This window comes from Streptomyces sp. HPF1205 (assembly GCF_020400825.1).
Lineage (GTDB): Bacteria > Actinomycetota > Actinomycetes > Streptomycetales > Streptomycetaceae > Actinacidiphila.
In genome coordinates this window covers 41,088-67,512 of record NZ_JAINVH010000007.1, presented here as the reverse complement: position 1 = coordinate 67,512, position 26,425 = coordinate 41,088, and the positions used below count along the sequence as shown (strand labels likewise).

Annotated in this window: 19 protein-coding genes and 1 pseudogene; 7 read left to right on the top strand and 13 right to left on the bottom strand. The window is 74.0% G+C overall.

Going from position 1 to position 26,425, the window contains the following annotated elements:
* Positions 1-384: 384 nt before the first annotated feature.
* Positions 385-2,532, top strand: a complete 2,148-nt coding sequence (locus tag K7G61_RS10275) for a protein kinase (RefSeq protein WP_225846413.1) — start codon at positions 385-387, stop codon at positions 2,530-2,532.
* Here K7G61_RS10275 and K7G61_RS10270 read toward each other — a convergent pair.
* The 11 genes and pseudogenes from K7G61_RS10270 to mnmA form a co-directional block, all read right to left on the bottom strand.
* On the bottom strand, positions 2,418-4,769 hold the full coding sequence (locus tag K7G61_RS10270; protein WP_225846412.1) for an MMPL family transporter: 2,352 nt from the start codon (positions 4,767-4,769) through the stop codon (positions 2,418-2,420). The genes K7G61_RS10275 and K7G61_RS10270 overlap by 115 nt on opposite strands.
* A gap of 282 nt (positions 4,770-5,051) precedes the next feature.
* Positions 5,052-6,560 carry an Asp-tRNA(Asn)/Glu-tRNA(Gln) amidotransferase subunit GatB gene (gene gatB, locus K7G61_RS10265; protein WP_225846411.1) on the bottom strand — a complete coding sequence of 503 codons (1,509 nt, stop codon included), beginning with the start codon at positions 6,558-6,560 and terminating at the stop codon, positions 5,052-5,054.
* A gap of 32 nt (positions 6,561-6,592) precedes the next feature.
* Positions 6,593-6,850, bottom strand: a complete 258-nt coding sequence (locus K7G61_RS10260) for a hypothetical protein (protein WP_225846410.1) — start codon at positions 6,848-6,850, stop codon at positions 6,593-6,595.
* Complete coding sequence (gene gatA / locus K7G61_RS10255; RefSeq protein WP_225846409.1) at positions 6,847-8,340, bottom strand: Asp-tRNA(Asn)/Glu-tRNA(Gln) amidotransferase subunit GatA; 1,494 nt, start codon at positions 8,338-8,340, stop codon at positions 6,847-6,849. The genes K7G61_RS10260 and gatA overlap by 4 nt, the downstream gene beginning before the upstream one ends.
* Before the next feature lies 1 nt (position 8,341).
* Positions 8,342-8,638: an Asp-tRNA(Asn)/Glu-tRNA(Gln) amidotransferase subunit GatC gene (gene gatC / locus K7G61_RS10250; RefSeq protein ID WP_225846408.1), complete on the bottom strand. Its 297-nt coding sequence runs from the start codon at positions 8,636-8,638 to the stop codon at positions 8,342-8,344.
* Between the two features lie 295 nt (positions 8,639-8,933).
* Positions 8,934-11,303: a bifunctional diguanylate cyclase/phosphodiesterase gene (locus K7G61_RS10245; RefSeq protein ID WP_308190622.1), complete on the bottom strand. Its 2,370-nt coding sequence runs from the start codon at positions 11,301-11,303 to the stop codon at positions 8,934-8,936.
* A 324-nt stretch (positions 11,304-11,627) separates the two neighbouring features.
* A complete protein-coding gene (gene ligA / locus K7G61_RS10240) occupies positions 11,628-13,838 on the bottom strand; it encodes an NAD-dependent DNA ligase LigA (protein WP_225846407.1) in 2,211 nt (736 codons plus the stop codon).
* A gap of 13 nt (positions 13,839-13,851) precedes the next feature.
* Positions 13,852-14,805, bottom strand: a complete 954-nt coding sequence (locus K7G61_RS10235) for a methionine synthase (RefSeq protein WP_374204111.1) — start codon at positions 14,803-14,805, stop codon at positions 13,852-13,854.
* A 115-nt stretch (positions 14,806-14,920) separates the two neighbouring features.
* Complete coding sequence (locus tag K7G61_RS10230) at positions 14,921-15,610, bottom strand: SDR family oxidoreductase (RefSeq protein ID WP_225846405.1); 690 nt, start codon at positions 15,608-15,610, stop codon at positions 14,921-14,923.
* A 101-nt stretch (positions 15,611-15,711) separates the two neighbouring features.
* Positions 15,712-16,227: pseudogene (locus K7G61_RS10225) on the bottom strand (TIGR00730 family Rossman fold protein); the annotation flags it as partial.
* Positions 16,224-17,402, bottom strand: coding sequence for a tRNA 2-thiouridine(34) synthase MnmA (gene mnmA / locus K7G61_RS10220; RefSeq protein ID WP_308190621.1), 1,179 nt, complete (start codon positions 17,400-17,402; stop codon positions 16,224-16,226). The pseudogene K7G61_RS10225 and the gene mnmA, both read right to left, overlap by 4 nt.
* 124 nt (positions 17,403-17,526) lie before the next feature.
* Here mnmA and K7G61_RS10215 point away from each other — a divergent pair, with 124 nt between their 5' ends.
* The 3 genes from K7G61_RS10215 to K7G61_RS10205 all read left to right on the top strand — a co-directional run bounded on the left by K7G61_RS10215 (position 17,527) and on the right by K7G61_RS10205 (position 21,198).
* The gene (locus K7G61_RS10215; RefSeq protein ID WP_225846404.1) at positions 17,527-18,471 is read left to right on the top strand and encodes a PhzF family phenazine biosynthesis protein; all 945 of its coding nucleotides are present in this window, start codon (positions 17,527-17,529) and stop codon (positions 18,469-18,471) included.
* Between the two features lie 117 nt (positions 18,472-18,588).
* Positions 18,589-19,050, top strand: a complete 462-nt coding sequence (locus tag K7G61_RS10210; protein WP_225846403.1) for a pyridoxamine 5'-phosphate oxidase family protein — start codon at positions 18,589-18,591, stop codon at positions 19,048-19,050.
* 591 nt (positions 19,051-19,641) lie between these two features.
* A complete protein-coding gene (locus K7G61_RS10205) occupies positions 19,642-21,198 on the top strand; it encodes an LCP family protein (protein WP_225846568.1) in 1,557 nt (518 codons plus the stop codon).
* Positions 21,199-21,262: 64 nt separating this feature from the next.
* Here K7G61_RS10205 and K7G61_RS10200 read toward each other — a convergent pair whose 3' ends face one another.
* A complete protein-coding gene (locus K7G61_RS10200) occupies positions 21,263-22,162 on the bottom strand; it encodes a sigma-70 family RNA polymerase sigma factor (RefSeq protein WP_225846402.1) in 900 nt (299 codons plus the stop codon).
* A 197-nt stretch (positions 22,163-22,359) separates the two neighbouring features.
* Here K7G61_RS10200 and K7G61_RS10195 point away from each other — a divergent pair, with 197 nt between their 5' ends.
* The 3 genes from K7G61_RS10195 to K7G61_RS10185 all read left to right on the top strand — a co-directional run bounded on the left by K7G61_RS10195 (position 22,360) and on the right by K7G61_RS10185 (position 25,208).
* Complete coding sequence (locus K7G61_RS10195; protein WP_225846401.1) at positions 22,360-23,004, top strand: flavodoxin family protein; 645 nt, start codon at positions 22,360-22,362, stop codon at positions 23,002-23,004.
* A gap of 68 nt (positions 23,005-23,072) precedes the next feature.
* Positions 23,073-23,936, top strand: coding sequence for a thioesterase family protein (locus K7G61_RS10190; RefSeq protein WP_225846400.1), 864 nt, complete (start codon positions 23,073-23,075; stop codon positions 23,934-23,936).
* A 105-nt stretch (positions 23,937-24,041) separates the two neighbouring features.
* Entirely contained in the window at positions 24,042-25,208 is a 1,167-nt protein-coding gene (locus K7G61_RS10185; protein WP_225846399.1) for a cysteine desulfurase family protein, read from the top strand.
* 110 nt (positions 25,209-25,318) lie between these two features.
* Here the strand turns inward: K7G61_RS10185 and K7G61_RS10180 are convergent, their stop codons facing one another.
* Positions 25,319-26,335: an ABC transporter ATP-binding protein gene (locus K7G61_RS10180; protein ID WP_225846567.1), complete on the bottom strand. Its 1,017-nt coding sequence runs from the start codon at positions 26,333-26,335 to the stop codon at positions 25,319-25,321.
* Positions 26,336-26,425 lie beyond the last annotated feature (90 nt).

Genomic DNA, 26,425 nt, shown 5'->3' with positions numbered 1-26,425 from the left:
GTTGTGGCGTTCCTGGTGGAGTTCGTACGCGAACATCCGGATCTCCCCTTCGGGCCGTTGCCCTTTTCTTGTCGGCTTCCTTGCTGACTCAAGCTTCGTTTCCCAGGGGGGTCCGCCACATCGGGCACCTTCCCGAACTTCGGGGCCGCGATGGACGCCCGGGTACTCAGCCGGGTACTCAGCAGGCCGCCGCCGTGCGGATGAGGGGGCCTTAGAAACGGCTCAGGAGCCACTGAGGTGCCTTACGCCGCAACCTCGTGCTGCGCGTGTCACGGGCCTGCAACGCGGCTTGACCGCCCGACGACACGCGCGGGACCCTGAACTCCCCCTGGACGCCGGTGGATTCAGGTCACCGCCCAGGGAGCAGGGAGGGATAAGGCGCACGTGGTTGACACCGGTCTCTACATCGGCCCGGACAACGCACCCGACCGATACCGGCTGCTCCGGTCGATCGGCCGCGGCGGCGAGGCGGTCCTGTATCTGGCGGAGCTGGAGCTCAGCGGGGCGACCGAACCGGTCGTCGTGAAGGTGCTGGACGCGCGGCAGACACTGTCGCAGGAGATGTTCGCGAAGATCAGCGAGAAGTGGCGGGAGCAGGCCGAACTGCTGCGCTTTGTGCACCGCCTCGGCGTGGTGGGCATCCGCGAGCACTTCGAGGGGCCCTCGGCGCATCCCGCGGGAGCGGCGGGGGAGGGCACCGGCGGCCGCGCACTCTACTTGGTGATGAACCACGTGGAGGGCCTGGACCTGCGCGACTGGCGGGCCGAGCGCGCGCTGGCCACACCGGCCGAGCGGCGCGAGGCGGTGCGCTGCCTGGAGCAGCTCGCCGACGTGCTGGACTGGCTGCACAGCGGTACGGCCACGCCCTCGGGACGTACGGTCGTGCACGGCGACCTGTCGCCGGGCAACGTCATGATCGACGCCAACGGCCAGGCGACGCTGGTGGACTTCGGCCTGAGCAAGCTCACCGCCGACCACCAGACCGCCGAGGTGTGGTTCACGCCCGGATTCGCCGCGCCCGAGGTGTTCGAGGGCAAGCGGACCCCGGCGACCGACCGGTACGCGTTCGGCGCGATCGCCTACTTCCTGCTCAGCGGGCTGTCCCCGGCGACCATGCCGGAGACGCTGCGGGCGGCCCTGCTGGACCTGCCCGAGCTGACCATGCTCGACGAGGACAAGGCGGCGAGGATCGCCTCGATCTTCGCCGTCGACCCGGCGCAGCGGCCCGACTCGCTGGGCGCGTGGGTCAAGGAGCTGCGGCCCGCGGTCATCTCGACCACCACCCGGCCGCCCCTGCCTATGGGTGCCCCGAAGACGCCGTCGGCTCCCCCGGCGGTCCCGCCCGCTCCGGCCACGCCGCCGCCTCCGGCGCACGCGCCCGGCGGCGTCGCCCCGACCGTCGCCGACCCGGTGGTGCCGGCCGCGCCCGCGGCGCCGCCGGTCCCGGCGTACACCCCGCCGCCCGCGCACACCCCGCCGGCGGCCGAGCCGCCCCGGCAGCCGGACCGGCCGCCCGTACAGCAACAGCCCGCCGTGCAGCAGCCACCCATACAGCAGGCCGCCGTACAGCAGCAGTCCGCCGCGCGGCCGATACCCGAGCCGGTACGGGAGGCCGTACCGGATTCCGGGCCCGGGTCCGGGGCGGACGCCGGGCCCGCGTCCGGGCCGCGGTCCGTGCCCGGCGAGGCCGCGCCCGCCGCTGACGCGCGGGAGGCGACCGGGCCCACCACACCGCTTCCCAGGTCGGAACCGGAGGAGGCCGGCCGGTCGGAGCGGACGGCCGTCCTCGGCTCGGGCGGCCTGCCGCCCTCGGGCGACGGCGGCGGGAGCGGCGGCAAGGGCGGTTCCGGAGGCGGCGCGGCCGAGCGGCGCAGCCGCAAGCCGCAGGTGATCGGCGCGCTGGTGGTGGCCGCGCTGCTGATCGGCGGCGGCGCGTACGCGGGGGTGGCGCTGTCCGGGCACGGCAAGAAGGACGACAACGCCTCCGCCAAGCAGCACACGTCCGCCCCGGCGAACCCGCCGTCCCGCACCCCCGCCCAGTCCTCGCCGTCGGCCGCCGCCCAGACGCCGGGCACCGACACGTCCAGCGACCCCTCGGCCACGGACACGCCCACCAGCGAGGTCACCATGACGCCGGGCACCACAGAACTGCTGACCACGGAGAACCCGGTGGACGGCAACGACTCGTTCGAGACCCAGAACGCGGCGGTCAACGGCACCCAGTACTACAACGCGCTGGTCACCAACACCTGCTTCGGCGGCAGCGGCTACACGGAGTACAACCTCGGGCGCAACTGGAGCGAGTTCAAGGTGACGCTCGGCCTGGACGACAACGGCAAGAACCTGCCGGTGCTGGTCACCGTCAAGGCGGACGGCAACCAGCTGTTCCAGAAGCAGCTCACGCTGGGCAAGCCCTATCAGGAGGACTTCAACGTGTCCGGGGCGCTGCGGCTGCGCGTGGAGTGGGCGGCCAACGACAACGGCGACGGCTGCGGTACGGCGGTGCTGGCCAACCCGACGCTGGTGCACTGACCGCCGCAGCGCGCGGCGCACACCTCGCAGACCGTGAGGGCGGGGGCGGCGGTGGCGACCGGTTCGATGCTGAACCGGGGCAGCCGCCGCTCCAGCCAGCCGGGCAGCCACCAGTTGGCGGCGCCCAGCAGGTGCATCAGCGCGGGCACCAGCAGGGTGCGCAGGACGAAGGCGTCCAGCGCGACCGCCGAGGCCAGGCCGATGCCGAACATCGCGATGACCCGGTCGCCGCTGAGCACGAAGGCCAGGAAGACGGCGATCATGATGACCGCGGCCGAGTTGATCACCCGGCTCGTCTCGGCGAGGCCGACACGCACCGCGACGCGGTTGTCGCGGGTCTCGCGCCACTCCTCGTAGATCCGGCTGACCAGGAACACCTGGTAGTCCATGGACAGCCCGAAGAGCACCGCGACCATGATGACCGGCAGGAACGGCTCGACGGGCCCGGCCCGGCCCAGCCCCAGCCACTCGCTGCCCCAGCCCCACTGGAAGATCGCGGTGACCACCCCGAAGGACGAGGCGACGGCGGCGATGTTCATCACCGCGGCCTTGACGGGGACGCCGATGGAGCGGAACGCGAGCAGCAACAGGAGGCAGCCGAGCCCGACGACGCACCCGACGAACAGCGGCAGTTTGCCGACGACGACGGCGGCGAAGTCGTCGTAGCCCGCGGTGATGCCGCCGACGTACACCTTCAGCCCCGTGCCCTTCTCGGCGGCCGGCAGCACCTGGTGGCGCAGCCGCTCGACCAGGTGCGAAGTGGCGGCCGACTGGGGGGCGCTGTCGGGGACGACGGTGATCACCCCGGTGCCGCCGGCGCGGTCGGTGCCGCCGACGGAGACCGAGGCGACGCCGGGGGTGTGCCGCAGGGTGCCGGGGAGGCGGTCGAGGAGGCGGTCGAGGGCGAGCCGGTCGGCGGCGGTGGGTACGGCCGCCCGGCCGGCGCCGGCGGGCGCGGCGGTCGCGACCAGGGTCAGCGGGCCGTTGCTGCCGGGCCCGAAGCCCTCGGCGAGCATGTCGTACGCCTGCCGGGTGGTGGCGGTGCGCGGGCCGTTGCCCTGGTCGGAGGTGCCGAGGTGCAGGGTGAGGGTGGGCAGCGCCAGGAGCAGGACGACGGCGGCGGCGGCCGTCGCCAGCACCCGCGGGTGCCGCTCCACGAACGCCGACCAGCGCGCGGCGACCCCGTTGGGCACTTCGGGCCGGGGCCCGTGCTCGGCCAGCCGCCGCCGTTCGCGCCGGCTGAGCGCCCGCGGCCCGATGAAGCCGAGCAGGGCGGGCAGCAGGGTGATCGAGGCGGCGACGGTCAGCAGCACGGTGAGGGAGGAGGCGACGGCGACCCCGACCAGGAAGCCCAGCCCCAGCACCAGCATGCCCAGCAGGGCCACGCACACCGTGCCGCCGGCGAAGATCACCGCGCGCCCTGTGGTGGAAAGCGCCTGTTCGGCCGACTCGGTGACGGTCAGGCCTCCTTTGAGGCCGCGGCGGTGACGGGTCACGATGAACAGCGCGTAGTCGATGCCGACGCCGAGGCCGACCAGCATGCCGAGCATGGGCGCGAAGTCCGCCACGGTCATGGCGTGGCCGAGCAGCACCACCGCCATGTACGCGGTGCCGACGCCCATCACCGCGGTCGCCAGCGGCAGCAGCATCGCGGCGAACGACCCGAAGGCGACCAGCAGCACCACGGCGGCGACCGCGATCCCGACGACTTCGCTGAGGTGGGCGCCGGCTGTCTCGGTGGTGCCGACCGCCTCGCCGCCCAGTTGCACGTCGAGGTCCGGGCCGCGAGCGGACGTGGCGGTGGCCACCAGGGCCCTGGCCTGGCCGGCGCTCACGCTCTCGGCGTCCTGCGCGAAGGTGACGGTGGCGTACGCGGTGCGGCCGTCCCGGCTGATCCGGCCGGCGCCGTCGCTGCCGTACGGGCTGTCGACGGCGCTCACGCCGGGCAGGGTCCTGGCGCGGTCGAGGACCCGGGTCATGGTCTGTTCGACGGCCGGTGCCCTGACGCCGCCGTGCCGGGTGTGCCAGACGATGGTGTCGCTGTCGCCCGCCTGGCCGGGGAACGCCTGGCGCAGCAGGTCGGAGGCGTGGCCCGCCTCGGTGCCGCCGACGTCGTAGTGCCGGGAGTACGCGGGGCCCGCGACGGCCGCCGCCGCGGCCAGCCCGCCCAGGGTGGCGACCCACAGGAGAACGACGACGAGGCGGCGGCGTAGGCACCATCGGGCGAGTGCGGCCATTGCCTCTTCCGTTCCCAGCAGACGAATGCGTTGTGGTCGGACGACCGGGCATCCCCCTGTCGGTACGTCCGCTCCACTGTGCCAGCCGGAAGAGATCGTTTGGGTGGTTCGTGCGGTTCCTCACAACAGTCACGAGAGGGAACCTGATGGGTGTTTGGTACGCATAAAGGCGGCACCCCGTCGAGGGGTGCCGCCTTTACAACTGCCTTACACGCAGACCGTTATGTCCGTTTCCGGGGCCGGTGGCCGAGCCGGTGGTCGGGCCGGTCGCCGGGTCGGTGGTCAGCCCTGCACGCCGAGCTTGTCGAGGACGAGCTCGCGCACCCGGCGCGCGTCGGCCTGGCCGCGGGTCAGCTTCATCACGGCGCCGATGAGGGCGCCGGCCGCCGCCAGGTTGCCGCCGCGGATCTTGTCGGCGATCGCGGCGTTGTCCGCGATCGCCTGGTCCACGGCCGCGCCGAGCGCGCTGTCGTCGGACACGACCTTCAGGCCGCGCCGCTCGACCACCGCGTCCGGGTCGCCCTCGCCGGCCAGCACGCCCTCGATGACCTGCCGCGCCAGCTTGTCGTTGAGGTCGCCCGCGGCGACCAGCGCCGAGACGCGGGCCACCTGGGCGGGCGTGATGGCCACCTCGGCCAGCTCGACGCCGGCCTCGTTGGCGTGCCGGGCGAGTTCGCCCATCCACCACTTGCGGGCGGAGGCCGCGTCCGCGCCCGCCTCGATGGTGGCCACGATGAGGTCGATCGCCCCGGCGTTGAGCACCGACTGCATCTCGTGGTCGGAGATGCCCCACTCCTCCTGCAGCCGCCCCCGGCGCAGCCGCGGCAGCTCGGGCAGGCCGCCCCGCAGCTCCTCGACCCAGTCCCGGGCCGGGGCCACCGGCACCAGGTCGGGCTCGGGGAAGTACCGGTAGTCCTCGGCCTCCTCCTTGACCCGCCCGGAGGTGGTCGAGCCGTCCTCCTCGTGGAAGTGCCGGGTCTCCTGCACGATCGTGCCCCCGGAGGAGAGGACCGCGGCGTGCCGCTGGATCTCGAACCGGGCCGCCCGCTCCACGCTGCGCAGCGAGTTGACGTTCTTGGTCTCGCTGCGGGTGCCGAACGCGCGCTCGCCGCGCGGCCGCAGCGACAGGTTGACGTCGCAGCGCATCTGGCCGCGCTCCATGCGCGCCTCGGAGACGCCGAGCGCCCTGATCAGCTCGCGCAGCTCGGCGACGTACGCCTTGGCGACCTCAGGGGCCCGCTCCCCCGCGCCCTCGATCGGCTTGGTGACGATCTCGATCAGCGGGATGCCGGCCCGGTTGTAGTCCAGCAGGGAGTACGTGGCGCCGTGGATCCGCCCGGTGGCGCCGCCGACGTGGGTGGACTTGCCGGTGTCCTCCTCCATGTGGGCGCGCTCGATGTGCACCCGGAACACCTCGCCGTCCTCCAGCTGGACGTCGAGGTAGCCGTTGAAGGCGATCGGCTCGTCGTACTGCGAGGTCTGGAAGTTCTTCGGCATGTCCGGATAGAAGTAGTTCTTCCGGGCGAACCGGCACCACTCGGCGATCTCGCAGTTCAGCGCCAGGCCGATCTTGACGGCGGACTCCACGGCCGTGGCGTTGACCACGGGCAGCGAGCCGGGCAGGCCCAGGCAGGTGGGGCACACCTGCGAGTTGGGCTCGGCGCCGGGTTCGGTCGCGCAGCCGCAGAACATCTTGGTCGCCGTGCCCAGTTCGACGTGGACCTCCAGGCCCATCACCGGGTCGTACGCCGCGAGCGCGTCGTCGTAGGACAGCAGATCCGTGACGGTCACAGTTCCCTCTACCTTCTCAGTGCGTCCGGTCGTCAGTCCGTCAGGACGTCGTCGTGGCCCTGGCGCAGCTCGCGGACGAGCAGGGCGACGCCGGTGGCCACGGCGGCCACCCGGATGACGGCGTCGACCAGTTGCAGGGTGTCGCCCTCGCCGCGCGCCGAGCGGACCTTCTTGATGTTGCTGAACGCGGCGAACAGGGTGCTGCCGATGGCCAGGTACGTGGCCGGCTTGCTCTTGCCCTTGGCCTTGTCCTTGCCCGACGGCGAGGTGGTCTTCTTCACGGTGCTCACAGCTGCGGTGCCTCCTCGAGCAGCGGATGGCCCCACTTCTTCACGAAGGCGGCCTCTACGGCGGCGCCGACCCGGTAGAGCCGGTCGTCCTTGAGTGCGGGCGCGATGATCTGCAGCCCCACCGGAAGACCATCCTCCGGCGCGAGGCCGCAGGGCAGCGACATGGCCGCGTTCCCCGCCAGGTTGGCCGGGATGGTGCACAGGTCGGCCAGGTACATCGCCATCGGGTCGTCTGCCCGCTCACCGATCGGGAACGCCGTCGTCGGTGTGGTGGGCGACACGATGACGTCCACCGCCTCGAACGCCTTCTCGAAGTCCTTGGTGATGAGGGTCCTGACCTTCTGCGCGGAGCCGTAGTAGGCGTCGTAGTAGCCGGAGCTGAGGGCGTACGTGCCCAGGATCACCCGGCGCTTGACCTCGGGGCCGAACCCGGCCTCGCGGGTCAGCGAGGTGACCTCCTCGGCGGAGCGGGTGCCGTCGTCGCCGACCCGCAGGCCGTACCGCATCGCGTCGAAGCGGGCCAGGTTGCTGGAGCACTCCGAGGGGGCGATCAGGTAGTACGCGGCCAGGGCGTAGGTGAACGAGGGGCAGGAGATCTCCACGACCTCGGCACCGAGCTCGCGCAGCAGTTCCACCGACTCGTTGAACCGCTGGACCACGCCGGCCTGGTAGCCCTCGCCGCCGAACTCCTTGACCACGCCGACCCGCAGGCCCTTGACGTCGCCGTTCCTGGCCGCCTCGACGACCGGCGGGACGGGCGCGTCGATGGAGGTGGAGTCCAGCGGGTCGTGCCCGGCCAGCACCTCGTGCAGCAGGGCGGCGTCCAGGACCGTGCGGGCGCAGGGGCCGCCCTGGTCCAGGGACGAGGAGAAGGCGACCATCCCGTACCGGGACACCCCGCCGTACGTGGGCTTCACGCCGACCGTCGCGGTCACGGCGGCGGGCTGGCGGATGGAGCCGCCGGTGTCGGTGCCGATGGCCAGCGGCGCCTGGTAGGAGGCCAGGGCCGCGGCGCTTCCGCCGCCGGAGCCGCCGGGGATGCGGGTGAGGTCCCACGGGTTGCCGGTCGGGCCGAACGCGCTGTTCTCGGTGGAGGAGCCCATCGCGAACTCGTCCATGTTGGTCTTGCCCAGGATCACCACGCCGGCCTCCTTCAGCCGGGTGGTCACCGTGGAGTCGTAGGGCGGGATCCAGCCCTCCAGGATCTTCGAGCCGCAGGTGGTGGGCACGCCCTTGGTGGTGAAGATGTCCTTCATCGCCAGCGGGACGCCGGCCAGCGGGCCGAGCGGCTCGCCCTTGGCACGCTTGTCGTCCACCGCCCTGGCCTGCGCCAGGGCGCCCTCGCGGTCGACGTGCAGGAAGGCGTGCACCTTCTCGTCGACGGCGTCGATCCTGGCCAGGTGGGCCTCGGTCACCTCGACGGCGGTCAGCTCACCGCTCGCGATCTTCGCGGCGGTCTCGGCCGCGGTCAGCCTGGTGATGTCGGTCATCTCAGTCCTCCCCGAGGATCTGCGGCACCTTGAACCGCTGCTGCTCCTGCGCGGGCGCCGCCGCCAGTGCCTCCTGGGCGGTGAGCCCGGGGCGCACGGTGTCCGGGCGCATCACGTTGGTCAGGGGCAGCGGGTGGGAGGTCGGCGGTACGTCCTCGCCGGCCACCTCGGCCACCCGCGCGACGGCGCCGATGATGTCGTCGAGCTGTCCGGCGAAGTGGTCCAGCTCCTCGGGGGAAAGCTCCAGTCGTGCGAGCTTCCCCAGGTGAGCGACCTCCTCGCGGGTGATGCCAGCCATGCAGGGGTCCTCTGGGGGTTGAGATGACGATTGTGGCCCAATCCTATGGGCCCGCACGGGCTGACCGCTAAACGATTGCCCGGGGCCCCGGCCGCGCCGGGCGGGTCGCCGTCTGCGCCCGCGTCCTGCCCTCGCCCCCGGCCGCCGCCCGGGTCCTGCCTTCGCCCGCGCGCCCCGCCCGGGTGCGCCGCTGCTCCCGCGGGTCTTCGGGCGGCCGGTCGTTCAGCCCGCTCAACCGCTCGGACGTTCAGCCACTCAGCCGCTCAACCGCTCGGACGTTCAGCCACTCAGCCGCTCAGCCGCTCAGCCGGCCGGTCGCGCCGGGGACGCGGGCGTGTTCCGCGCGGTGGTCGGCGGGTTCGCGGCGTTCGAGGCGTTCGGAGCGTTCGAGGCGTTCAGGGTGTTCCCTGGTGTGTCCGGGAGGGAGGTCCTGCGGGGCCGGCAGGGCGGCGGCCGGGCGCTGCCAGCCGCGTTCGCCGCGGGCGCGCAGCCAGCTCGTCGCCTCCTCGGGGGGCATGGCCGCGGCGACCAGCCAGCCCTGGACGGCGTCGCAGCGCAGGTCCCGCAGCCGCTCCCATGTCTCGTCGTCCTCGACGCCCTCGGCGACCACGAGGAGCCCGAGGGAGTGGGCGAGGTCCACCGTGCACCGGACGATCTCCGCGTCCTCGGCGTCGGCCACCAGGCGGGCGACGAAGGACCGGTCGATCTTGAGCTCGCTGACCGGCAGCCGCCGCAGGTGGACCAGTGAGGAGTACCCGGTGCCGAAGTCGTCCAGGGACATCTTCACGCCGTGCCCGGTGAGGCCGTTTAAGGTGTCGGCGGCCCGCTGCGGGTCCTCCAGCAGCACGTGCTCGGTGATCTCCAGTTGCAGGGAGCCGGGCGGCACCTGGTGCCGGGCCAGCCGCGCGGCCACCGCCCCGGCGAAGCCCGGACTGTGGACGTCGCGCGGCGACACGTTGACGGCGACCGGCACCTCCAGGCCCATCCGCCGCCAGCGGGCGATCTGCGCCAGCGCGGTGTCGAGCACGTACTCGGTGAGCTGCGGCATCAGCCCGGAGGTCTCGGCCATCGCGATGAACTCCTCGGGGTTGACCCGCCCGCGCTCCGGGTGCACCCAGCGCACCAGCGCCTCCAGGCCGGCCACCTTGCCGTCGAAGCGGACCTTGGGCTGGTAGTGGAGCTCGACCTGGCCGGAGTCCAGGGCCCGCCGCAGGTCGCCGAGCAGCCCGAGCCGGTCGGGGGTGTTCGCGTCGCGGGTGGCCTCGTAGACCTCGACACCGCTGCGGTCCCGCTTGGCCTGGTACATCGCCACGTCCGCCCGCCGCAGCAGCCCCTCCGCGTCCAGCGCGTGGTCGGGGAAGACGGCCACCCCGGCGCTCGCCTCCAGCACCAGGGTGAGGCCGTCGAGGCCGATCGGTGAGCCGAGCGCCGCCACGAGCGCGCGGCCGATCCGCTGGGCGCGGGTCGGCGAGGGGCAGGACGGCAGCAGCACCGCGAACTCGTCGCCGCCCAGCCGCGCCGCCTCGGCGCCGCGCGGCAGCGCCAGCCGCAGCCGGTCGGCGATCTGGAGCAGCAGCCGGTCGCCCGCCAGGTGGCCGAGCGTGTCGTTGACGGACCGGAACTTGTCGAGGTCGATGAGGATCAGCGCGACCCTGTCCTGGGCGTCGGTCTCGGCGCCCAGGACGCGGTACGGGTCGCGGGCCCGGCGCAGGGCCGCCCGGCGCGGCGCGGCCTGCCGGGCACCGGCCCGGCGCGGTCCGAAGCGGCGGATGCCCGTCCGGCCCCGTTTGGTGCCGCCCTTGGCGCTCTCGCGCGCGGTGTCCAGCGCCTGCCGGGCCCGCTCCAGCAGCCACTGGCGGTTGGGCAGGCCGGTCAGCGGGTCGCGCAACTGCTCCTCCGCGCGGGCGTGCGCGATCCACAGCGTGGAGTCCAGGGCGATCAGCGGCACCGCGAACAGCGGCACCACCGCGGGCATGTCGCAGGCGACGACGAGGATCAGCGGCGAGATGCCGAGCAGCGCGACGCCGACCATGCCCTGCCGCAGCAGCGCGGTGCGGGCCACGGTGGGCAGCCCGCCGTGGCGGGGGGCGAACGCCCACCACAGCAGGACGCGGGTGGCCGCGAGGTAGGCCAGCGCGGCCAGGGCGACGACCGGCGCCGCCGACAGCGTCCACTCGTCGGGCTCCCAGGGCCGCTCCACCGAGGGGTGGTGGCCCAGGAGTTGCAGGACGAGGGCGCCGGCGCCGATGCCGAGGACGTCGATGGCGCCGTGCAGGGCGGCCTGCCGCCAGCGGTGCCGGCGGGCGGCGCCGACCAGCGCCACCACGGCGAGGCTGACCAGGACGGCGGGCACCCACCCGTACAGCAGCAGCATGGCCAGGGTGAGCGCGGCGCCGGAGCCGGTGCCGCCCCACCAGCGGTCGCGGCCCATGGCGACCAGATGGCCGACGATGATGCCGGTCAGGATCGCGAACGCCCACCCGGTGGTGCCACCGGGAAAGAGCGCGTGGCCGCGATCCGTCATCCGGGTGATGCCCGCGGTGAGCGCCACGGCCGCCGCGACGGGCACGGCGACGCCCACAACAGGTCCTGGCGGGGCGGGGAGTACGGACGCGGCAGGGCTGCTGGGCAGCGGCGCCGCTCCGGCGCTCTCCGTCGGTTCCATGCCCGTCCGTCCTTCTCACAGCCCGGTGAAGCCGGTTTCAGCCCGCTGGAACCGGAGGAACCGGCTCCGCACCGCGCCGTTGCCCGCGAGAAGTCCCGCTGAGGCCGCTGGATGGTCAGGCCGGCGGGCGCGCCTCTCAACAGTAGGCCGCCTGACGCCCCCTCGGGCACGGATCGGCTTCGGTTGCCGGATTGCGACCTGCGGCGTCGCGCTGTTCCGAAATCGGCCGATCGGGTGACATCTGCGGGATGTTCGGACCCCGTTCGGACCGGGTTCGCGCTTCGTCGGCGCGCCGTTCACATACTCTTCGAGCCCTTTCGGGGCTTATTCACCCCCGGGTTCGGCCGGATTGACGGCGACTTCCCGGGCGGCCTCGGGACCTTGTTCGAGCAGTACTCCGAATCCTTCCTCGTCCAGCACCGGCACTTTGAGCGACACGGCCTTGTCGTACTTGCTTCCGGGGTTGTCGCCGACGACCACGAAGTCCGTCTTCTTGGAGACCGAACCGGTGACCTTGGCTCCCGCGGCGCCCAGCGCCTCCTTCGCGCCGTCCCGGGTGTGGCCCGCGAGCGTCCCGGTCACCACCACGGTGAGTCCCTGCAGCGGGCGGGGTCCCTCGTCGGAGCCCTCCTCGGTGAACCGCACCCCGGCCGCGCGCCACTTCTCGATGATCGCCAGGTGCCAGTCCTCGGCGAACCACTGCTTGACGGAGGCGGCGATGGTCGGCCCGACGCCGTCGACCGCCGCCAGCTCCTCCTCGGCGGCGTCCCGGATCCGGTCCAGGTCGCGGAACTCCCGGGCCAGCGCCTCGGCGGCGACCGGGCCGACGTGCCGGATCGACAGTCCGGTGAGGATCCGGGCCAGCGGCCGCTGCTTGGCGGCGGCGATGTTGTCCAGCATCAGCAGGGTGTTCTTCTTGGGCTCACCCTTCTGGTTGGCGAAGAAGGTGACGATCTTCTCCTCGCCGGTCTCCGGGTCGCGCTTGGGCAGACCGCTGTCCTGGTCCAGCACGTAGGAGCGGATGGGCAGCAGCCGCTCGACGTCCAGCGAGAACAGGTCGCCCTCGTCCTTCACCGGCGGCTCGGCGTCCAGCGGCTGGGTCAGGGCGACCGCCGCCACGTAACCGAGCCCCTCGATGTCCAGGCTGCGGCGGCCGGCCAGGTAGAAGACGCGCTCGCGCAACTGGGCGGGGCAGTAGCGGGCGTTGGGGCACCGCAGGTCGATGTCCCCTTCCTTCATGGGCTGCAGGGCGGTGCCGCAGTCCGGGCACCGCGACGGCATCACGAACTCCCGCTCGCTGCCGTCGCGCAGGTCGGCGACGGGTCCGAGGATCTCCGGGATGACGTCGCCCGCCTTGCGCAGCACCACGGTGTCGCCGATGAGGACGCCCTTCTTCTTCACCACCTCCTGGTTGTGCAGGGTGGCGAACTCGACCTCGGAGCCGGCGACGGTGACCGGCTCGACCACCGCGTACGGCGTCACCCGCCCGGTGCGGCCCACGCCGACGCGGATGTCCACCAGCTTGGTGTTGACCTCCTCGGGGGCGTACTTCCAGGCGATGGCCCAGCGCGGCGCCCGCGAGGTGGAGCCGAGGCGGCCCTGCAGCGGGAGTTCGTCCACCTTGACGACGACGCCGTCGATCTCGTGCTCCACGTCGTGCCGGTGCTCGCCGTAGTAGTCGATGAAGTCCCGCACCTCGGCGAGCGAGCCGAGCACCCTGAAGTGGGTGGAGGTCGGCAGGCCCCACTCGCGCAAGCGCTCGTACCCCTGCGACTGGCGGGCGATGTCGAAGCCGGTGCGGGCGCCGACGCCGTGCACGACCATCCGCAGCGGGCGGCTCGCGGTGATCCGCGGGTCCTTCTGGCGCAGCGAACCGGCCGCCGCGTTGCGCGGGTTGGCGAACGGCTTCTCGCCGGCCGCCACCAGCCGCTCGTTGAGCGCCTCGAACTCCTCGCCGGGGAAGTAGACCTCGCCGCGGATCTCCACCAGGTCGGGGACGGTGTCGCCCGCGAGCCGGTCGGGGATGTCGGCGATGGTGCGCACGTTGGGCGTGATGTCCTCGCCGGTGCGGCCGTCGCCGCGGGTGGCGGCGCGGGTCAGCCGCCCGTTCTCGTACGTGAGGTTGACCGCGAGGCCGTCGACCTTCAGCTCGCACAGGAAGTGGTACGGCGAGTGCGCGTTGTCCGGCGGGCCCAGCTCGGCGGCGACGCGGTCGGCCCAGGTGGTCAGCTCCTCCTCGGCGAACGCGTTGTCCAGCGAGAGCATGCGCTCGCGGTGCTGGACGGAGGTGAACTCCGTCTCGTACGCCCCGGCGACCTTCTGGGTGGGCGAGTCTGGGGTGCGCAGGCCGGGGTGCTCGTCCTCCAGCGCCTCCAGCCGGCGCAGCAGCCGGTCGAAGTCGGCGTCGCTGATGACCGGGGCGTCGTTCACGTAGTACCGGAAGCGGTGCTCCTCGATCTGCTCGGCCAGGCGTGCGTGCTGCTCCCGGGCCTCGGCGGGGATGTCCACCGAGCCGGCGTCCTCAACGGCTGCCACGTCTGTCGTCCTCTCACTCCGGGTTGTCGACGAGCGAGCGCGCGGCCCTCACGCAGTGCGCCAGCGCCGCACGGGCATAGGCCGGTGAGGCCCCCGCCAGGCCGCAGGACGGGGTCACGGCGACGGAGGTCGCCAAAGCCTCCGGCACCAGCCCCAGCCTGCGCCACAGCGCCCGAACACCACTGACGCTACCGGCAGGGTCCGACAACGGGGCATCCGTGCCCGGCACGACACCGGTGAACAGCGCGGTGCCCGCCTCGGCGGCCTCCCCGAAGGCGTCCCACTCACTCTCCGTGAGCAGTGCGAAATCGAACGAGACACCCGCGGCCCCGGCCCGGCGCAGCAGCGCGAAGGGCACCTGGGGGGCGCAGGAGTGGACGATGACGGGAGTGCCGGCCGCCTCGATCATGTCCCGCAGGGTGCCCTCGGCGACGGCCCGGTCCACCGCGCGGTAGGTGCGGTAGCCGCTGGCGGTGCGGACCTCCCCCCTGAGCACCGCGGTCAGGGACGGCTCGTCGAGCTGCAGGACGATGTCGGCGCCCGGGACGCGGCGGCGTACGTCGGCCAGGTGCGCGCGCAGGCCCTCGGCGAGGGAGGCGGCCAGGTCCCGGCAGGCGCCGGCGTCGCGCAGGGCGGCCTCCCCGCTCCTCAGCTCCACCGCCGCCGCGAGCGTCCACGGGCCGACGGCCTGCACCTTCAGCGGGCCCTCGTACCCTTGCGTGAACTCCTCCAGGGCGTCGAGGTCCTCCCCCAGCCAGGCCCGGGCCCGCCGGGTGTCGCGGCCCGGCCGGTCGCCGAACCGCCACCCGCTCGGCTCCAGCCGCGCGTACAGCTCGACCAGCATCCCCAGGGTCCGCCCGGTCATGTCCGCGCCCGGCCCGCGCGCGGGCAGCTCGGCCAGGAACGGCATGCCCTCGACCGCTTCCGTGGCCACCTTCGCCGCTTCCCGGGCGTCGCCGCCCGGCATCGACCCGACCCCTGTCGCCGTGCCCTCGGCCGGCTTGAACTCGCTCTTCCCAGTCACGCCCGCAGCGTAGGACAGCCGGCGCCCGCCCCGGCGCCCGGCGCCACGCGGGGGCCGCTCAGCGGCCCGGCCGTACCGTCAGGTCGGTGACCTCGGCGTCGCGCGGCAGGTCGAGGGCGGCGAGCACGGCCGTCGCCACCGACTCCGGGTCGATCCAGCGCGCCGGGTCGTAGGGCTTGCCCTCCTGGCGGTGGACCTTCTCCTGCATCGGGGTGGCGGTGCGGCCGGGGTAGACGGAGGTGACGCGGACGCCGTTCGCGTGTTCCTCGGCCCGCAGGGAGTCGGCGAGGGCGCGCAGGCCGTGCTTGCTCGCCGCGTAGGCGGACCACTCGGCGTGCGCGGCCAGGCCCGCGCCGGAGTTGACCAGGACGACGTGGCCGCGCGAGAGGCGCAGCTGGGGCAGCAGGAGGCGGGTGAGCTCCGCGGGGCCGACGAGGTTGACGGCGAGGGTCTCGTTCCAGACCTTGGGGGTGAGGTCGCCGACCGCGCCGAGTTCGACCGTGCCGGCGACGTGCAGCAGCGAGTCCAGGCGGTCGGGCGGGGACTGGTGGCCGAGCGCCCACGACAGCCGGGCCGGCTCGGCGAGGTCGCCGACCAGCGTCCTCGCGCCCGGGAAGCGCCCGGCCAGCTCCCTGGCCCGGCCGGCGTCGCGCGCCAGCAGCCACAGTTCGTCGCCGCGCTCCAGCAGCCTGCGGGCGACCGCGCCGCCGATGCCGGATCCGGCCCCGGTGACGAGATGGACGCTCACCGCTGGTCCTCCTCGTCCTCGTCCCCGAACTCCGAGAGTTCCGCGGCCTGGACGGCCACGGCGGGCTCCGGTCCGGCCGGCCGCTCCTCCAGGCGGCTTCGCAGGTACGCCAGGGCGTCCCGCCCGTCGTCGGCGATGTACAGCAGCTCGTCCAGCGGCACCGGCAGGAAGCCGTCCGACTCCATCCTGCGCAGCTGCAGCTCCAGGCCGTCGTAGAAACCGGCGGTGTTGAGCAGCACCACCGGTTTGGCGTGCAGCCCGTGCTTCTTCAGCTCCATGATCTCGGTGGCCTCGTCCAGGGTGCCGGTCCCGCCGACCATGATCACGATCGCGTCGGAGCGGCGCAGCAGCTCGGCCTTGCGCTCGGCGAGGTCCCGGGCGACGACCATCTCGTCGGCGTTCGTCCTGGCCACGTGGTGCAGGAAGGTGACCGAGACGCCGACCAGCCGCCCGCCGGCCTCCTGGACGCTGTCCGCGACCGCTTTCATCAGCCCGGACTCCGACCCGCCCCACACCAGGGTGTGCCCGCCCTCGCCGATCAGGCGCCCGAACTCCTTGGCCGGCACGGTGTACCGCTCGCCCAGGTCCGCGGCCGAGAGGAAGACCCCGATGTTCACTCCCCCACCGCGGCCTTCGACGTCGCAGGGACCCCGGCCGCGGCCTTCGCCGACGCCCCGGCCGCCACCTGCGCGGGCCCGGACGTGGCGGCGATGGTGGCCGAGCCGACGACCCGTGTGCCGTCGTAGAGCACGACGGCCTGGCCGGGGGCGATGCCGCGCACGGGCTCGGCGAAGGAAACGCGCAGCTCGTCGCCGCGCAGCTCGGCGGTCACGGGCACGTCCGCGCCGTGCGCGCGCGTCTGCGCGGTGTACGCGGCGGGGCCGGCCGGCGGGTTGCCGCACCACCGGGGGCGCACGGCGGTCAGACCCGTCACGTCGAGCGCCTCGGCGGGGCCGACGGTGACGGTGTTGTCGACCGGCGAGATGTCCAGGACGTACCGCGGCTTGCCGTCCGGCGCGGGCCGGCCGATGCGCAGGCCCTTGCGCTGGCCGATGGTGAAGCCGTACGCGCCCTCGTGCGTGCCCAGGCGCTCGCCCGTCCGGTCCACGATCGCGCCCTGCGCGCGGCCGAGCCGCTCGGCCAGGAACCGCTGGGTGTCGCCGTCGGCGATGAAGCAGATGTCGTGGCTGTCCGGCTTCTTCGCCACCGCCAGGCCGCGCCGCTCGGCCTCGGCCCGGATCTCGTCCTTGGTGGTCCGCGTGTCGCCGAGCGGGAACATCGCGTGCGCGAGCTGCCGCTCGTCGAGTACGCCGAGGACGTACGACTGGTCCTTGGCGGCGTCGGCGGCGCGGTGCAGTTCGCGGGTGCCGTCCTCCCGGGTGACGACGCTCGCGTAGTGGCCGGTGCAGACCGCGTCGAAGCCCAGCGCGAGCGCCTTGTCGAGCAGCGCCGCGAACTTGATCTTCTCGTTGCACCGCAGGCACGGGTTGGGGGTGCGCCCGGCCGCGTATTCGGCGACGAAGTCCTCGATCACGTCCTCGCGGAACCGCTCGGCGAGGTCCCACACGTAGAAGGGGATGCCGATGACGTCGGCGGCGCGCCGCGCGTCCCTGGAGTCCTCCACCGTGCAGCAGCCGCGCGCCCCGGTACGGAAGCTCTGCGGGTTCGCCGACAGCGCCAGGTGCACGCCGGTCACGTCGTGGCCCGCCTCCGCGGCCCGGGCGGCCGCGACCGCGGAGTCCACGCCGCCGCTCATGGCCGCCAGCACCCGCAGCTTCTTGAAGTCGTTCACCCGACCAGGGTAACGGCCCGCCCCGCGGCCCCCCGGCCGCAGCGGCCCGGTCCTGCCACGGCGGTCGGTACGGCGGTTGGTACTGTACGGGCGTGATCCCGACCGGTCCCCGCGGCGGCCACCGGTGAGCGGCGGCCGGCTGCCCGTCACGATCGTGCGCGCCTGCCTGCGCGACGGCGCGGGCGGCAGCCCCACCGCCGTGCTGGACGAGGCGCCGCTGAGCGACGAGGAGCGCCGCCGGGTGGCCGCGGCCACGGGCACCTCGCACGCCGTCTTCGTCTCCGTACCCCCGGACCGCGGCGCGCGGGCCGCGCCCGGCGGCCCCGAGGTGGGCTTGCGCTTCTTCACCGCCGAGGGCGAACTGCCCGCGTGCGGCCACGGGACGGTAGCCGCGCTGGCGTACCTGGCCGCACGGGACGGTACGGCGGAAACCTCGGGCCACCGCGCCCGCCTGCGCACCGCGGGCCGCGTGTTCGACGGCCGATGCGTACGGCGGGGAGGGCGGCTCATGGCCGACTTCGACCCCGGTCCCGTGAACCTGCGCGAACCGGCGGCCGCCGAGAGCGGCCTCGTGCTGTCCGCGCTCGGGATCGGCGCGGACGAACTGGCCTCGGCACCGCGGGCCGCCTCGGTGGGACGGTGGCGGCTGCTGGTCCCCGTACGGTCGCGCGGCGCGCTGGCCGCGCTCGCCCCGGACCCCGGACAGCTGCGGGAAGCCTGCGACCGGCTCGGCCTGCTGGGGTGCTACGCCTACTCCCCGCCCTCCCCCTCCGGCCGGCTCGCGGCCCGCATGTTCGCCCCGTCGATCGGTGTCCCCGAGGACATCGCCAACGCCAACAGCACCGCCTGCCTGGCCGCCCACCTCGCCGGCCGCGGCGCCGCCGACCTCACCGTCGACATGGGCGACCGGCTCGGCGCCCCCGCCACGATCACCGCGACCGCGCACCCCGCCCCGGCCGGCTCCACCGGACCCGTCGGCCCCGTCGTTCGCGTGGGCGGCTTCGCCGAGGTCCCGGGCTCCGTCCACCTTTTCGAGGTGCCCGGCGGGAGCGACGCGCCCGACCGGTGAGCGCGGGTCCCTCCGGGCTTCCTGGCCGCGGGCCGACGGCCGGCGCGGCCCTCGGTCGCCGGGCGTAGGTCCCGCGGCTCATGTGCCGCGCACACCGGACGGCTAGCGTCGATGCCCGTGGAGAACGCGGAAACATCTCGTCGTACACCGTCCGAGCGCCGGCGCGACACCCTGGCACGGCTCGCCGCCGAGCGCGACCTGTGGGTCTCGACGGCTCATCCCGAACACGGTCCGCACCAGGTGCCGCTGTGGTTCCTGTGGGACGGGACCGCGGTGTGGACGGCCACCGGCGCGGCGTCCGCCACGGTCCGCAACGTCCGCGAGGAGCCGCGCGTACGTCTGGCGCTGCCGGACTCCTTCGACGTGGTGCTGCTGCACGGCGAGGCCCGGTGCTTCCCCGGCCGGGAGGCGCCGGCCGAGGCGGCCGACGCCTACACCGCCAAATTCGGCTGGGACCCGCGCACGGAGGCGGACCCCTTCGTCTACCTGCGGGTCGTCCCGAGGACCGTCCAGGCCTGGCGCGGCGAGCCCGAACTGCGCGGCCGGACCGTCATGCGCGACGGGCGGTGGATGGGTTAGCGCGGTCACCGGCCGCGGGCGGGCCGGCCGCCTCGGCACCCCCGCGGACGGAACGGCCGGCGGTCCGTGACCCCGGCCGCCGGGGCCCGGGCCCGGCCCCTGCCCGCGCCCGCGCCCCGGCTCGGGCCCGGCTCGGATCCGCCGCAGGTCCCGGCCCCTTCGCCGGTGTCCGGCGGGGGGGGCGTCGCGGCGCCGTGATCGTGAGCGGAATGCAACCAGTCGGAGGTTTGAGGGGTCGTACAGGGCGGCCGACTCGGCCGTCCCAGCCCGCCTGGGTCCGACGTCACAGGGGATACGAGCATGAGCGAGCCCACCCACGGTCACCGCGGCCACGGCGCCGGGCGGGGCCACGGTGCCGGCCGGCGCCGCGCCGGCGCGCGTCCGGCCGGGCCCGACCCCGCCCCGGCCCCTCAGGCGGCTCCGCCGGGGGGACCGGGAGCGAGACCGGGTCGGGGCACGGAAGCGGGAGCGGGCTCCGGGTCCGGTGGCGCGGCGGCCCCGCCGCCCGGCGGGCGGGCGGCGGCGCGCAAGGCGGCCCGCGGTGGCGGGAAGCGGCGCGGGCGGCGGGCACTGAAGATCATCGGACTGGTGATGGGCTTCGTCGTCCTGGCGACGGGCGGTGCGGCGGCCTATGTGTACTGGAAGCTCAACAGCAACATCCACACCGACGACCTGTCGGCGAACGGCAAGGACGGCGCGGGCCACGAGAAGCCGGACGCCTTCGGGCGCACACCCATCAACATCCTGGTCATCGGCTCCGACGGCCGCAACAGCGCCGAGGACTGCAAGCTCGGCGGCGCCTGCAAGGAGGCCGGCGGGGAGCGCGCGGACGTGGAGATGGTCGTGCACATATCCGCGGACCGCTCCAACGCCACCGTGATGAGCGTGCCGCGCGACCTTCGCGCGGACTGGAGCGGCTGCCACGACAACGACCACCGGAGCATGGGCCCGCAGCACAACGTGATGATCAACACGGCTCTCGCCGGCGGCCCGGGGTGCAGCGTGGTCGCCGTCCACGAACTGACCGGCATCCCCATCGACCACTTCATGATGGTCGACTTCACCGGCGTGGTGTCCATGTCCAACGCGGTGGGCGGCGTCAAGGTCTGCGTCGACGCCAACGTCTACGACCCGTACAGCCACCTCAAGCTCAAGGCGGGGCCGCACGTCCTCAAGGGCGAGGCGGCGCTGGAGTTCCTTCGCACCCGGCACGGTTTCGGCGACTCCAGCGACAGCCGCGGCCGGACCGAGGGCCAGCACATCTTCCTCACCGCGCTGCTCAACAAGCTCAAGGACGAGGGGACGCTCGGCAGCCCCACCAAGATGTGGCGGCTCGCCAACGCGGCGACCAAGTCGCTGACGGTGGACAAGTCGCTGCACTCCCTCACCCGGCTGGCCGGCCTGGGCGAGGACCTGAACAAGGTCCCGACCAGCCGGGTCACCTTCGCCACGCTCCAGACCGCCGACGCGAAGGTGAACGGCGTCTACGAGACGCACCTCGTGCAGCCGGGGGCGTCGGCGCTGTTCCGTACCATCGCCTCCGACCAGTCGCTGACCACCCCCGGCGGCGGCAAGGTCGCCGCGTCCGCCTCCCCCACGGCGTCGGCCGCGCCCACCGTGCCGCCCTCCTCGATAGCCGTACAGGTCCGCAACGGCGCCGCGGTCGACGGCGTGCTGGTCAAGGGCCGCGCGTCGGCGGTGGCCGGCGAGCTCACCGACCGCGGCTTCAGCAAGCGGACCTCCGCCGTCACCGGCGCCCCGGCGGCCACGACCTCCCTCACCTACCCCGCCGGTCAGGCGGCGCAGGCGCGGGCCGTCGCCAACGCGCTGGGCATACCCGCCAAGGACCTGCGGCAGAGCGCGTCGGTCCCCGGCGTCGTCCTCGTCATCGGCTCCGACTGGACGACCGGCACGACCTTCCCCGGCGCGAGGACCGAGGCCTCGAACACCCAGCGCAAGTCCGCCCTCGACGGCGCGAACTCGCAACTGGGCAGCGACAAGGGCAAGTGCGCGAAGGTCAGCCGATTCGACGACGTGATAGGCGTCGACGCCTACGGCCGCGTCACGACCGCGCCCCATCCGCCGCACTCCACCTCGCCGACCCACGCCTACGCCATCTCGCCGAGGGTGAAGGACTCGGCGCCCTGACGGTCCCCGGGCCCGCCCGCGCGGGCGCCGGGCGTACCCGCGCGGGCCAGGTCGCCGAGGCCGCTCAGGCCGCCTCCGCCGGGAGGTCCAGCACCGCGAGGTCGAGCCGGGCCAGCCGGGCCGGGTCGGCGACGACCTCGTACGAAGTGATCCGGTCGTGCTCGACGGTGACGGCAAGGGCGAGGGCCAGGCGGCCGTAGGGGGCCACGACGAGGCCGACCGAGCCGCCGACGAGGGCGGGTTCGGCGAAGGCGGAGCGTTCGGCGAGCAGCACCGTCTCCTCGACCACGGCCCGGGCGCCCCGGATCTCGGCGGGCACGCCGGGCGGCAGGGCGGCGGGGTCGGCCCGCCGTACGACATCGGGGTCGAGGACGGCGAGCAGTCCGGCCAGATCCCGGCCCCGGGCGGCGGCCAGGAACGCCTCCACCACCCGCCGGTGGGTCGCGCGGTCGGTGCCGCCGGCCGCGTCGGCGCCCCTGACCCGCGACCGGGCGCGGCTGGCGAGCTTCTTGGCGGTGACCGGGGAGCGGCCCACGACGGGGCCGATCTCGTCGAAGGGCACCGCGAACAGGTCGTGCAGCACGAACGCGACCCGCTCGGCGGGGGACAGCCGTTCCAGTACGACCAGCAGCGCGCGGCTCACCGAGTCGGCCAGCAGGGCCTCTTCCTCGGGGTCGCCCACGCCGTCGGCCGCCGCGGGCACGTCGCTCCCGGCCGGGTCGTCGCGCCGGGCCCGGCGGGCGCGCAGCATGTCCAGGCACACCCGGCCCAGCACGGTGGTCAGCCATCCGGGCAGGTTCTCCACCCGGCCGCCGCCCGAGGCGTCCGCGCGGTGCAGCCGCAGCCAGGTCTCCTGCACGGCGTCGTCCGCGTCGCTGAGCGAGCCGAGCATGCGGTACGCGACCGCCCGCAGCCGGCCGCGGTCGGCCTCGAAACGCCCGGCCAGAACTTCCCGCTCGTCCATCGGTCACCTTTCCCTGCGCCGTTTCGTCATACGCGGTGACGGATTCGTGGCGGGTGTGCGGCGCCTGTGACCTCGACGTCCGTCAGTCTACCGGGCCGGTGCCCAGCCGCTTCTCCCCGCGGCGGGACCGGCCCTTCGCATGCCCTCGGACGGCCGAGCGGCAACGAACGGCAACGAGCAGCAAGGAGTGCAACGGCATGACCGTGAACCAAAAGGCGGCGGACGCGGTGCGGATCGCGGTCGCCTTCCACAGCGGATACGGGCACACCGCCCGGCAGGCGCGGGCGGTCGCGGACGGCGCCCTGAGCGTGCCGGGGACGGTCGCGGACCTGCTCGTGGTCGACGATCCGGGTGAGGCGTCGCTGTGGCGGGCCCTGGACGCGGCGGACGCGATCGTGTTCGGGACGCCGACGTACATGGGGGGCCCGTCGGCGGCCTTCAAGCGGTTCGCCGAGCTGACCAGCGAGCCGATGAACGACGGGATGCGCTGGCGGGACAAGGTCGCGGCCGGGTTCACCAACAGCGGCGCCATGAGCGGGGACAAGCTCAACACCCTGGTCGACCTGGCCGTGTTCGCCGCGCAGCACGGGATGATCTGGGTCGGCCTGGCGGAGCAGGCGGGCTGGCGCACGGCCGCGGGTTCGCCGGAGGAGCTCAACCGGCTGGGCAGTTGGCTGGGGGCGATGGCCCAGTCGGACGTGGACGCGGGACCGGACGCCGCGCCGCCCGCCACCGACCTGCGCACGGCGAGCGCGCTGGGGCGGCGGGTGGCCGAGGTGACGCGGGCGCTGCGCGGGGGGACGGCGCCCGCGCCCGGCCTCCTGGCGGCCGGGAAGAACTGAGCGCTTGCTCAGCGTTGCGCCGGGGAGGACTTTACAACCGGCGCCTACTGATGGGTAACCTACGGCTCATGGCATATGCAGCGGCCCGCGCGGCCATCGGGGACAGCGAGTTCGACCGGGACACCGCGGTCGTGGCCCGGCCGGAGGAGCCGGGGACGTACGACACGCACCTGTCGGCGGGGTGGGCGATCATAGCCGCGGTCAACGGGGGGTACCTGCTGGCGGTCCTCGCGCGGGCGCTGCGCGAGGAGCTGCCGCACCCGGACCCGATCACGATCACCGCGCACTACCTGACGGCCTCGCAGCCGGGGCCGGCCGTGATCAGGACGCAGACCGTGCGGACGGGGCGGACGATGGCCACCGGGCAGGCGTCCTTGTTCCAGACCGACGAGGAGGGGCGCGAGGTCGAGCGGATCCGGGTCATCGCCGGGTACGCGGACCTCGACGCCCTGCCCCCGCAGGTCCTGACCTCCGCGCTGCCGCCCGCGATGCCGTCGTACGAGAGCTGCGTGGGATCCGAGGACGCGCCGGCCGGAGCCGGTCCCGTCACCGGCACGACAGCCATCCTCGACCGGCTCGACCTGCGGCTCGACCCCGCCACCGCGGGGTGGGCCGTGGGGGCGCCCTCCGGCGCCGGGCGGATGCGCGGATGGCTCGGCCTCGCCGACGGGCGCGAGCACGACACGCTCTCCCTGCTGCTCGCCGTCGACGCCCTGCCGCCGACCGCCTTCGACCTGGGCCTGAAGGGCTGGACGCCCACCCTCGAACTGACCGTCCACCTGCGCGCCAAGCCCGCCCCCGGCCCCCTCAGGGTCGCGATCTCCACCCGCAACCTGGCCGGCGGGCTCCTGGAGGAGGACGTCGAGGTCTGGGACTCCCGCGACCGCCTGGTCGCTCAGGCCCGCCAACTGGCCCGTGCCCCCCGCGGCTGACCCCCGCGGCTGCTGACCCGCCCGGCCGACCCGCACGGCGCTCGCGCCGCCCGGGCCCCGCCCGGCGATCCCCGCACGGCCGGTGCCACGTAGAATCGGACCACCATGGTCTACCTCGATCACGCCGCCACCACGCCCATGGTGCCGGAAGCGGTACAGGCGATGACCGCGCACCTGACGGTGACCGGGAACGCGAACGCCCTGCACGCCGCGGGGCGGCGGGCCCGCCGTACCGTCGAGGAGGCCCGCGAGGAACTGGCGGCGGCGCTCGGGGCGCGGCCGAGCGAGATCGTGTTCACCGGCGGCGGCACCGAGGCGGACAACCTCGCCGTCAAGGGCCTGTTCTGGGCCCGGCGCGCGGAGGATCCCCGCCGGGTGCGGGTGCTGGCGAGCCCCGTGGAGCACCACGCGGTGCTGGACGCCGTGCACTGGCTGGCCGACCACGAGGGCGCCGTCGTGGAGTGGCTGGAGGTCGACGGGTTCGGCCGGGTGCACCCGCAGGCGCTGCGAGCGGCGATCGAGAAGGCGCCGCGGGATGTCGCCCTGGTTACCGCGATGTGGGCGAACAACGAGGTCGGGACGATCCTGCCGGTACGCGAACTGGCCGAGGTGGCGCGCGGTTTCGGCATCCCCTCGCACTCGGACGCGGTGCAGGCGTTCGGCCAGACGGAGGTGGACTTCGCCGCCGCCGGCCTGGACGCCCTGACGGTCACCGGGCACAAGGTCGGCGGCCCCTACGGGGTGGGTGCGCTCGTACTGCGGCGCGAGGACACCCCCGTACCGCTGCTGCACGGCGGCGAGCAGGAGCGCAGCCGGTCCGGGACGCTCGACGTGCCGGCCATCGCGGCCTTCGCCACCGCGGCGCGGCTCGCCGCCGAGCGGCGGGCGGACTTCGCCCGCACGGTGGGGGCGCTGCGCGACGAGCTGGTGCGCGGGGTGCGCGCGGCCGTTCCCGACGCGGTCCTCAACGGCGACCCCTCCCCCGAGGGCCGGCTGCCGGCCAACGCGCACTTCTCGTTCCCCGGCTGCGACGGGGACGCACTGCTGCTCCTGCTGGACGCCCAGGGCATCGCCTGCTCCACCGGCTCGGCGTGCACCGCCGGGGTGGCCCAGCCCAGCCATGTGCTGCTCGCGATGGGCCAGGCGCCCGAACTCGCCCGCGCCACCCTGCGCTTCTCGCTGGGCCACACCACGACCGCCGAGGACATCGCGACGGTCGTGAAGGCCATCGGGCCCGCGGCCGAGCGCGCCCGCGCGGCCGGCCAGATCTGACCCCCGGCGTCCGGCCGCGACCTGGACCGGGAACAGCGAGGCGGATCCGGTCCCGGGAACGGCGAAGGGGCGGCGCCGCGGCGCCGCCCCTTCCGTAACGCGTGAACCGGCTACTCGCCGGGCTTCTGGTCCGGCGCGTTCTCCGGGTGGTGGCAGGCCACCTTGTGCCCGGTCGCCAGCGCGGCCAGCGGCGGCTCCACCGTCCTGCACACCTCGGTCGCCTTCCAGCACCGGGTGTGGAAGCGGCAGCCGCTGGGCGGCGCGATCGGCGACGGGACGTCCCCGTTGAGCAGGATCCGCTCGCGCTGCTGCTTCCGCTTGGGGTCCGGCACCGGCACCGCGGACATCAGCGCGTTGGTGTACGGGTGGAGGGGCGCGGAGTACAGCGCCTCGCGGTCGCCGAGCTCCACGATCTTGCCCAGGTACATCACCGCGATGCGGTCGGAGACGTGCCGGATGACCGACAGGTCGTGGGCGATGATCACGTAGGTGAGGCCGAGCTCCCCCTGGAGGTCGTCGAGGAGGTTGACGACCTGGGCCTGGATGGAGACGTCCAGCGCGGAGACCGGCTCGTCGGCGACGACCAGCTTCGGCTTGAGGGCCAGCGCGCGGGCGATGCCGATGCGCTGCCGCTGACCGCCGGAGAACTCGTGCGGGTAGCGGTTGTAGTGCTCCGGGCTCAGGCCCACGAGCTCCAGCAGCCCCTGGACCTCCTTCTTCACCCCGGCCTCGGTGGCCACCTTCTGCAGTTTGAAGGGCGCGCCCACGATGGTGCCGATGGTGTGGCGGGGGTTCAGCGAGGAGTACGGGTCCTGGAAGATCATCTGGACGTCGCGCCGCATCGGGCGCATCGCCGCGGTGCCCAGGTGCGTGATGTCCCGGCCCTCGAACTCGATCTTCCCGCCGGTCGGCTCCAGCAGCCGGGTGATCAGCCGGCCCATCGTCGACTTGCCGCAGCCCGACTCGCCGACGACGCCGAGCGTCTCGCCCGCGCCGACCTCGAAGTCGAGCCCGTCCACGGCCTGCACGGCGCCGACCTGGCGGCGCAGCAGCCCCTTGGTGATCGGGAAGTGCTTGACCAGCCCGGTCACCTTCAGCAGCGGTTCCCCCGACGGCTGCCGCGGCACGGCGGACGCCTCGGCGTCGCGCGGCTGCTCGGACGCGGCGTTCTTTTCCAGCGAGGTGCTCGCCGATGACTCAGCCACGGTGGGGTCCTG